Genomic DNA, 8,003 nt, shown 5'->3' on the forward strand with positions numbered 1-8,003 from the left:
CCTTGCACCCGGGCCAACGCGCGGCCCTAGAATGACAACTGTCCGTCGAGTTCGCGGTTGCTTTTATTTCCTTGAACCGATGCTCTTTGAGCCAGGGCTTGGAACATCGTTGGGCTGGTGTGATCGTCTCGCGTCAGATGAACCCGAAGCCCCACTGACCTCGCCCACCTGAATCCCCTGGGTTCAGGAATGCGGCAACCGGTTCACGGCGGACCTTGTTTCAACGGCAAAGGCCGGTCTCTGGCGAGATCGGCCTTTGTTTTGTGTCCGCGCGATGCGTGTCTCCCGGCAAATGAAGCCCCATGCCGAAGCGTTGGCCATCAAACGCTTTCATGACGACGCGCCCGCCGAGCAGCTCCGCGATCTGCACGACGATCGCCAGCCCCAGTCCGCTGTGCCCCAGTGACGGCGCGCCGCGCCCCAGCTTGACGAAGGGCTCCAGCGCCTGCGCGAAATCTCGCTCGGCAATGCCCTGGCCGTGATCGAACACCAGCATCTCGGCGCCATCGTCAAGCGCGCGCAACTCGATCTCGACCGGCTCCCGCCCATGCGCCAAGGCGTTGTCGATCAGGTTCGACAGCACCCGGTGCACGGGCAGCGCCGGCGCTGCCACCGGGCATGCGTCCATGCGCGCGATTCGCACCTGTCCGGCGCCTCGACAAGACCACACGCTTTGCTGGATCAGATCAGCCAGCGGCCGCGAGCTGCTGTGCACCGCCACGCCGGCCTGCCCTTGCGCATAAACCAGAAACTGATCGATGACCCGGGTCACGGCCTTGAAGTCTTCCTCCATGGCACGGTACACCTCGTCGTCGCATTCGATTTCGGCACGCAAGCGCAGCCGAGCGAGTGACGTGCGGATATCGTGCGACACGCCGGCCAGCAGACGCAGCTTGGATTGCTCGGAGCGCCGCAATACCGAGACCCATTCGTTGAACGAGCGAACAAGCTGCTCCAGCTCGACGCTGCAGCTGGCCGGCATGTCGATGGGCGACAGGGCCGCGCGCCGCGCCCGCAAGGCATGCGCGAGACGCTGCATGTGCCGGGCCGTTCGGTGTCTTGTCGCGCGCACGGCAACCGCCATCGCAAGCGCCACCAGGGCGGACACGCCGATCGTCGCGACGGTCGCCCAATATGCGGCGCGCCTGGGCAGCCAGAAGCCGATCCACCATGTGGTGTCGCCGATCCGCGTGCTGGCGTGGAGGCCGCCGTCGTCTGTTCGCGGCGGCAGGCGCGACACGGTCATGCCGTCGATGCTCAAGTCGGCGGCGAGCCGATCGCGATCGGCCGGGCTTGCCGCGCCGAGCGCCAACGCGCGCACGCGGGTGCACGACATCAAGCTTCCTGCCATCCAGTCGTCTTCCCAGGGTTGGCACACGCCGTAGAACAGCACGGCGTACAGCGCAAGCATGCCCGACACGGATGCGGCGCATGCGGCCAGCAGCGTGGCGGTCTTCTTCATCGTCATCTTCATCGAATGGCCAAGCTCATGGCTGAGCGGCTTGCCGGCGTCGATCACGGTATGAACGCGTAGCCGCGACCACGCACGGTCTGGATGTACCGATGCCGCGCCGGGTCGGGCTCCAGGGACTTGCGCAGCCGCATGATGGCGGCGTCCACCGCGCGCAGCATCACGTTGCCTTCGCCCGCGTGAGACACCTCGCGCAAACGCTCGCGTGACACGGGCTCGCCGGCATGCTGCACAAGCTCGGCCAGCATCGCGAACTCGACCGAGTTGAGCACCCGCGTTTCGTCGCCGCGCTGCAGGCTGCGCGCCGCGGGCCAGAACACGCAGGCGCCGATCGGGACGCTCAACTCGTCACGGTCGTTGCCGCGCCGCGTCTGCTGAGCACGCCGCAAGATGGCCTTGACGCGAGCCAGTAACTCGCGCGCTGAAAATGGCTTGCTGAGGTAATCGTCGGCGCCCATTTCGAGGCCCACCACGCGATCGATCTCTTCGCCGCGAGCCGTCAGCAGGATCAGTGGAACCTCATCGCCATCGGCGCGCAGCCGGCGGCAGGCGTCCAGTCCGTCCATGCCGGGCAGGCCGACATCCAGAATGATCAGATCGGGGCGCTCGGCATGCATGCCCCGGAACATGTCCTCAGCCTGCGCCATCGTCGTCACGGCACACCCTTGCTTCTGCAAATAGCCGCCGAGCATGTCGCGCAGCGCCACGTCGTCTTCAACCAGATACAGATGGCACCGGCCGGGCCCGCCGCCGGCCGCGCGGTCAGCTTGATTCATGGTTTGCCAGTTGATCAACGAATTCTGAAATTCGGCTTGCAGAGAATAAATTGCTGAATATCGTAGCACGTCACCTGAAATTGACTTGATTAACATAACTTTTCAATCAGGCCCGCCAACCGTTAACAATCACAACCAGACAGATACCTGAGGCAGTCCATATTTTTTTGCAAAGCAGTAGACGTGTAATATTGTGACATCGCGTGACGCGACTGCTATTTTTTATATCCGCACATGACATGCAGAATCGCGTCTGTTTCAACATGGTCAATATCGACAAATTCACAAAGTAAATAGACCGACTTATTCAGTCTCTTCATCAAAAAGGCTTTCTGGCGGCATCCATAAGATTCGTTCACCCAACCACTCATCTGGAGAATGAAATGAATGGAATCAATGCCTGCTCTTCATATACCGCCCAACCCGTCAAATTGGGCACGTACGAGCGAAACGAAAAGGAGCTGGGGCCGCTGGTATCGACCGCCATCGCCGCCGGCGAAGCCGCCGAGCCGGCTGCCAGCGCCTTGTTTTCGTTCAGCGCGCAGGGGCTGAACGAGCTCTCGCATGCGCTCCACGAAGCTGGCGAAGGCGCCGCCGACCTCGTGCATGGCGTGGCTTCGGCGATCGGGGACGGCATCGAATCCATTGAAAACGGCGCCGAGAAAGTGGGCGAATCGGTCTACTCCATCGCCAGCTCGGGCGCTCACCAAGTCGAGGCTGCCGCGCATTACGTCGAAGGCAAGGTGTCCAGCCTGGCGTCGAGCGTCTCTCACGCCGCATCAAAGGTGGCGAGCGAGATGGCCGACGCGGCGGAGTCGGCTGGCAGCTATGTCGGCAGCGCCATCGTCGCGGGCGCCCAGGCGCTGGACAAATTGGTCTGAGCGCGCGCAGCAGCTCGTATCGGGAGCCTCGCCATGCGCGCCACCGCACGAATTGCCGCCCGGGCCCTGATGGCGTCGTCGTTGACGCTGTCGGGCTGCTCGGTGTTGAGCCCGCTGCCGTTGTGGGAACTGGCCAAGGCGTCGGGCTCGGCGGTGAGCACGGCCGTGGCTCATGGCCCGGCATCGGCTACCCATACCGTTATTCACGATCATCCGCCGATTCAATCTCTCTGCATCGAATACAACGCCAATTCTCCGGTGGCGGATATCGTCCCGGCCATCCAGGCGGAGCTGAAGATTCACCAGATTGAGAGCCGAGTGTATGAGGCGAGCATCGTCCAATATCGATGCGGCGTCTGGCTCAGATATGTTGCATATCAAGAATGGGGCACTCAGCCATTTACAGGTGAATACGCGACTTATGTCAGCTCGGCAACCGTGAGCCTGTTTACCGACGGCGGAAATCTCATTGCCAGCAGCAGTTACGAAAAACCAGGGGCTTTTGGAACCGGCAAATGGTCATCGACGCGCAGCAAGCTGGCTCCGGTGATTGCCGCCGTGACCGGCAACGGTGCGGCTGCAATATCCCAACCCGATCGGAACAAGACACCATGAAATATCCGCTTCTCGCCACCAAACCCTGGCTGATGATCGGTGCCGCCAATATCTTGTGCGGCTGCGCGGCTTCACCGCCGTCCATCGTGCAATCGCCGATGCTGGCGCCACCCAACGAGCCGCCGATCTACATCGAGAAGATCAACACGGGCTCGATCTACCAGCCGGGCATGGCGACGGCTTCGCTGTTCTCGGGCGACAAGAAACCGGGTGCCATCGGCGACACGCTGAAGATCTCGATTGCCGAGAAATTCAGCGCCAGCAACAAGGTCAACACCGACAACAGCCGCGCCAACCAGGTGACGACCAAGGGCCCCAACCAGGACAGCGGCGGCGTGCTGGGCCCGATTCTGGGCGTCAACGCCACCGCGTCGGGCAGCGACAGCTACAAGGGCAAGGGCAGCACCGACAACGCGGCCAACTTCACCGCGCAGATCACGGTTTCGGTCATCAACGTGCTGCCCAACGGTCATCTGGTCGTGGCTGGCGAGCGCGCCATGTTGCTGAACGGCAGCGCCACCACCTTGCGCATCTCGGGCGTCGTGAACCCGAAAGACCTGAAGCTCGGCAACGTGGTGGCATCGGACGACGTGCTGAACGCGCACTTCGAGGCGGTCGGGCAAGGCGATGTGGCCGATGCGTCGTCGCGCACATGGCTGCAACGCCTGCTGACCAAGTCCATGCAAGTCTGGTGAAAAGCACATGATCGATCTCATCGCCTCCACCGCAGACGGCCTCGCCTTTTCGCTGCTGAACGATCCGCTGATCGCCTACTGGCACGCCAGCGATGGCGCCGTCGTGCAGGCCTCGCTGCCCGAGCTGTTCGACGCCCTGACGCGCGATCAGGTGCGCGATTACCCCGCGCTGTCGGCCCATCAGCGGCGCCAGTGGCATGCCGTGCTGGTGAAACTCGCGGCGGTCGCGCTGCACTGGAGCCCCCACGACACTTTGTGCCGCGACGCGCAAGCCTGGCGCCTCGCGCTGCAACGCATGCCGCGCGACCACCACGGCGCGGCCTGGTGCCTGGAGCTGCCACCGCAATTCCTGGGCATCGGCCGCGGCTTGCCGTTGCAATGCCCGGCGCCAGCCCGAGACGAGCGATCACCCAACCCGACCGCGTCCTGCGGATCACGCTGGCGCGCCGACGTGCTGGCCCTGCTGGCAGACGATGTCGCGCTGGCCGAAGCCTGCGGCATGGTCGAGAACGGCAGCTTGTCGTTGAACTGGCTGGAGCCGCTGGGCCTGGGCGCTCAAGAGCTCGCGTCGGACTTCGACGCGCCGGTCGCCCGACGCAGCAGCCGCGCCTGCCTGCTGACCGCGCAAGGCGTGGCGCGCGGCAGCAAGCGCACCAAGTCGACACGCATGGGGACGTGCTGGTTCAGGCGCTACCGCCATCAGCCGTGAGCGGCGTGGTCGGGGCGGGTCACAACGCCTTGATGTCTTCGACCCAGTCTTGCGGCTTGGTGCCGTAGTGCTCGAACAGGCGCGGCTTGCCGGTGGCGTCGAACACGTAGGCGCCGGCGGTGTGGTCGATGGTGTATTGGTCGGGCTGGTCGCCCGGCACTTTCTCGAAGAACACCTTGAACTCGGCGGCGGCGGCGGTGGTCTGCTCGGGCGTGCCGCGCAAGGCGATGAAGCTGGGGTCGAAGGCCTGCACGTAGGGCTTGAGCATGCCGGGCAGATCACGCGCCGGGTCCAGCGTGACGAAGATCACCTGCAGCCTGGCGCCGTCGGGGCCCAGCAGTTGCTTGACCTCGCGCAGCTCGGCCATGGTGGTGGGGCACACGTCGGGGCAGTGCACGTAGCCGAAGAACACCACCACCGTCTTGCCCTTGAATTCGGCGAGGCTGCGCGGTTTGCCGTCGGCATCGGGCAGATCCAGCCTGCCGGCGTAGGGCACGCCGGTGATGTCGGTGCCATGAAATTGGTGCGGGGGGGTGCAGCCCGGCAGGCCCGCCGCGAGGGCCGCGCCGCCGAGCATGGTGCGCAAGAAGTGTCGTCGCATGAATCGTCTTGAACGTGCCCTCCCGATGCGCCGGCGGCGGCCGATCAGCGGCGCCGCGAACCGCGGCATCAGGCGGTGGATTGATGAACAGACGGGCGGCGCGCCAGCGCATGGCCATGCGTGCCGCCCCGAACGCCAAGCGTAGCCGATATGGCACGACCACAGCGCGGCGCTCGCGCGGCTCCGGCTCGCTAGGGTCTGCCGCCCGCCGGGTTGCGCTTCATCATCGAGCGCATGTCTTCCAGCGACACGGCGGTTTCGGCGGCCACCTTCGGGCGCGGCGGCGGCTTGATGGCGTGCCCGTAGATCAGCTCGAAGGTCAGCGTCAGCCGGCTGGAGCCGTCGGGCTGCGGACGCGCCAGCGCCATCAGCTCCCGTTCGAGCCGTGCCCGCCAGCGCGGCGTGCGCAAGCCGGCAAAGCGCTGCGGGTGCACGTTGCCGCCCCACGCCCGCAAGTCGGCCAGCAAGGCCTGCGGCGAGGCCCACGTGAGCGTGATGCGCTCCATGTCCATCACCGGGTCGGCAAAACCGGCCTGCACCAGCGCGTCGCCGATGTCGTGCATGTCGCGAAACGGCAGCGTCGGCGCCGGCCAAGCCAGGCGCGAGTACAGCTCCCGCAACTGCTGCAGGGTATCGGGCCCCAGGCACGAAAACATCAAGAAGCCGTCGATGGCCAGCGCGCGGTGCCAGCGGCGCAGCAGCGCGTCGGGGTCGGCGTGCAGATGCAGCATCATGTTGGCCCACAGCAGTTGCGCCTGCCCGGGCACGAGCTCGTCCGACTCCAGCTGTGCCCGCCGCGTCGCCCCCGACAACACGCCCAGCGCGCGCTTCCAGGCCGGCTCGGCATGGCTTTGCAGCAGCGCCGCCGTGGGCTCCACCCACACCGCCTGCGCCTTCGGGTAGCGTTGGGCAAGCAGTTCGCCGCTGGCGCCGGCGCGCGCCCACCAGTCGATCCAGCACTTGGGCTTGATGAGGATCACGTCGAGCTTGTCGGCCATGCGGCGCGCCACCTCCTGCTGCAGCCAGGGCGCTTGGCCCCCCCCAGCCAGACGCTGCAACTGGTGCCGCACGGCAGGGGCATCGGGCACGGCAATGGGGGGCGCAGCGGGCGCGGTCGAAGAGGGTTCGGGAGGCAGCATGAGAGCGGGCTGATGGTGGGGCCGTGGTGGGGCCGCCCAGTATATTGAGCGCATGTTTTCGCACTGGCTCGCCCGCACCAAAGGCCCACGCCACATCGACCTGCTCGGCGCCGCGCACCCGCCACGCGCCTGGGCCTGGCCCCAGCAATGCCAGGTGTGCAGCCGCTGGCAAGGCGAACGCGTGTGCGCCGCCTGCGTAGCCGAGCACGCCGGGCCACGACTGCGCTGCCGGCGCTGCGCCATCGATGCCCCCGGCCTCACCGACGCGACCCCGTTGTGCGGCGCCTGCCTATCGGAGCCGCCCCCTTTCGACCTCACCGTGGCCGCCGTCAACTACGGCGAGCCCTGGAGCGAGCTGATCACGCGTTTCAAGTTTCGCCAGCAGCCGGGCCTGGCTCCAGCGCTGGTTGATCGGCTGATGACGGCGGTGCGCCAGCACCCGCAAGCCTTGCAGACCCCGCCCGACTGGCTGCTGCCCGTGCCGCTATCGGCCGAGCGCCTGCGCGAGCGCGGCTACAACCAGGCTTGGGAGCTCGCCCGGCGCGCGGCCCGCCGGCTGGGCCTACGGGCCGATGCCCGTCTGCTGCTGCGCACGCGAGACACCGCCCATCAACTCGGTCTGGACGAGTCCGCCCGCCAAGCCAACCTGCGCAACGCCTTCACGGTCGAGCCGCTGCGCCGCGCCGAGCTGCGCGGCCGCTGCGTGGCCGTCGTCGATGACGTGATGACCACCGGCGCCACCGCCGCCGAGCTGGCGCACACGCTCAAGCAGGCCGGCGCAGCCAGCGTGCAGATCTGGGTCGTGGCGCGCACGCCAAAGGGCTGATCGCGCCCCCGGCTGCCCGACTGATTCGATTAGCGGCCGTAGTAGCCGCGGTACCACTCGACGAAGCGCGCCACGCCGGTCTCGATCGACACCTCCGGGCGCACGCCCGTCCAGGTCTCGAGCGCCTGTGTGTCGGCATACGTGGCGGGCACATCGCCCGGCTGCATCGGCAGATACTCCTTGTGCGCCGTGATGCCGAGCGCGCCTTCGAGCGTCTCGATGAAATACAGCAACTCCACCGGTTCGCTGTTGCCGATGTTGAACACCCGATACGGCGCATGCGAGCGCGA

General features: G+C 66.1%; 9 protein-coding genes, 1 other RNA gene and 1 pseudogene. 6 read left to right on the top strand and 5 right to left on the bottom strand.

Annotated elements, in window-relative coordinates:
- Positions 1-36 precede the first annotated feature (36 nt).
- A non-coding RNA gene (gene ssrS, locus ACE3SS_RS08885) (6S RNA) lies at positions 37-219 on the top strand.
- A gap of 1 nt (position 220) precedes the next feature.
- Here ssrS and ACE3SS_RS08890 read toward each other — a convergent pair.
- Together ACE3SS_RS08890 and ACE3SS_RS08895 are read right to left on the bottom strand one after the other, a co-directional pair.
- Positions 221-1,519 (bottom strand): sensor histidine kinase, encoded by a 1,299-nt coding sequence (locus tag ACE3SS_RS08890; RefSeq protein WP_374593036.1) that lies wholly within the window; start codon positions 1,517-1,519, stop codon positions 221-223.
- Entirely contained in the window at positions 1,516-2,247 is a 732-nt protein-coding gene (locus ACE3SS_RS08895) for a response regulator (protein ID WP_374593038.1), read from the bottom strand. Before ACE3SS_RS08895 ends, ACE3SS_RS08890 begins: the two co-directional genes overlap by 4 nt.
- Positions 2,248-2,630: 383 nt before the next feature.
- On the opposite strand from ACE3SS_RS08895, the gene ACE3SS_RS08900 reads away from it, so the two are divergent.
- The 4 genes from ACE3SS_RS08900 to ACE3SS_RS08915 are packed head-to-tail and all read left to right on the top strand — an operon-like array spanning position 2,631 to position 5,147.
- Positions 2,631-3,128: a hypothetical protein gene (locus tag ACE3SS_RS08900; protein WP_374593040.1), complete on the top strand. Its 498-nt coding sequence runs from the start codon at positions 2,631-2,633 to the stop codon at positions 3,126-3,128.
- Positions 3,129-3,161: 33 nt separating this feature from the next.
- A complete protein-coding gene (locus tag ACE3SS_RS08905; RefSeq protein ID WP_374593042.1) occupies positions 3,162-3,743 on the top strand; it encodes a cell division protein FtsI in 582 nt (193 codons plus the stop codon).
- Positions 3,740-4,438 (top strand): flagellar basal body L-ring protein FlgH, encoded by a 699-nt coding sequence (locus tag ACE3SS_RS08910; RefSeq protein WP_374593044.1) that lies wholly within the window; start codon positions 3,740-3,742, stop codon positions 4,436-4,438. The genes ACE3SS_RS08905 and ACE3SS_RS08910 overlap by 4 nt, the downstream gene beginning before the upstream one ends.
- 7 nt (positions 4,439-4,445) lie before the next feature.
- Positions 4,446-5,147, top strand: a complete 702-nt coding sequence (locus ACE3SS_RS08915) for a hypothetical protein (RefSeq protein ID WP_374593046.1) — start codon at positions 4,446-4,448, stop codon at positions 5,145-5,147.
- A 19-nt stretch (positions 5,148-5,166) separates the two neighbouring features.
- Here the strand turns inward: ACE3SS_RS08915 and ACE3SS_RS08920 are convergent, their stop codons facing one another.
- Entirely contained in the window at positions 5,167-5,748 is a 582-nt protein-coding gene (locus ACE3SS_RS08920) for an SCO family protein (protein ID WP_374593048.1), read from the bottom strand.
- A gap of 191 nt (positions 5,749-5,939) precedes the next feature.
- Positions 5,940-6,887 (bottom strand): trans-aconitate 2-methyltransferase, encoded by a 948-nt coding sequence (locus tag ACE3SS_RS08925; RefSeq protein WP_374593050.1) that lies wholly within the window; start codon positions 6,885-6,887, stop codon positions 5,940-5,942.
- Positions 6,888-6,939: 52 nt separating this feature from the next.
- Here ACE3SS_RS08925 and ACE3SS_RS08930 point away from each other — a divergent pair, with 52 nt between their 5' ends.
- Positions 6,940-7,713, top strand: coding sequence for a ComF family protein (locus tag ACE3SS_RS08930; protein ID WP_374593052.1), 774 nt, complete (start codon positions 6,940-6,942; stop codon positions 7,711-7,713).
- A gap of 29 nt (positions 7,714-7,742) precedes the next feature.
- On the opposite strand, the pseudogene ACE3SS_RS08935 reads toward ACE3SS_RS08930, so the two are convergent.
- A pseudogene (locus tag ACE3SS_RS08935) lies at positions 7,743-8,003 on the bottom strand (protein CapI); the annotation flags it as partial.

Source organism: Aquabacterium sp., assembly GCF_041915145.1.
Classification (GTDB): domain Bacteria; phylum Pseudomonadota; class Gammaproteobacteria; order Burkholderiales; family Burkholderiaceae_C; genus Aquabacterium.

Coding starts and splice junctions, on each gene's coding strand:
- ACE3SS_RS08895 (WP_374593038.1), bottom strand. CDS start 2,247: ATGAATCAAGCTGACCGCGCGGCCGGCGGCGGGCCCGGCCGGTGCCAT.
- ACE3SS_RS08900 (WP_374593040.1), top strand. CDS start 2,631: ATGAATGGAATCAATGCCTGCTCTTCATATACCGCCCAACCCGTCAAA.
- ACE3SS_RS08905 (WP_374593042.1), top strand. CDS start 3,162: ATGCGCGCCACCGCACGAATTGCCGCCCGGGCCCTGATGGCGTCGTCG.
- ACE3SS_RS08910 (WP_374593044.1), top strand. CDS start 3,740: ATGAAATATCCGCTTCTCGCCACCAAACCCTGGCTGATGATCGGTGCC.
- ACE3SS_RS08915 (WP_374593046.1), top strand. CDS start 4,446: ATGATCGATCTCATCGCCTCCACCGCAGACGGCCTCGCCTTTTCGCTG.
- ACE3SS_RS08920 (WP_374593048.1), bottom strand. CDS start 5,748: ATGCGACGACACTTCTTGCGCACCATGCTCGGCGGCGCGGCCCTCGCG.
- ACE3SS_RS08925 (WP_374593050.1), bottom strand. CDS start 6,887: ATGCTGCCTCCCGAACCCTCTTCGACCGCGCCCGCTGCGCCCCCCATT.
- ACE3SS_RS08930 (WP_374593052.1), top strand. CDS start 6,940: ATGTTTTCGCACTGGCTCGCCCGCACCAAAGGCCCACGCCACATCGAC.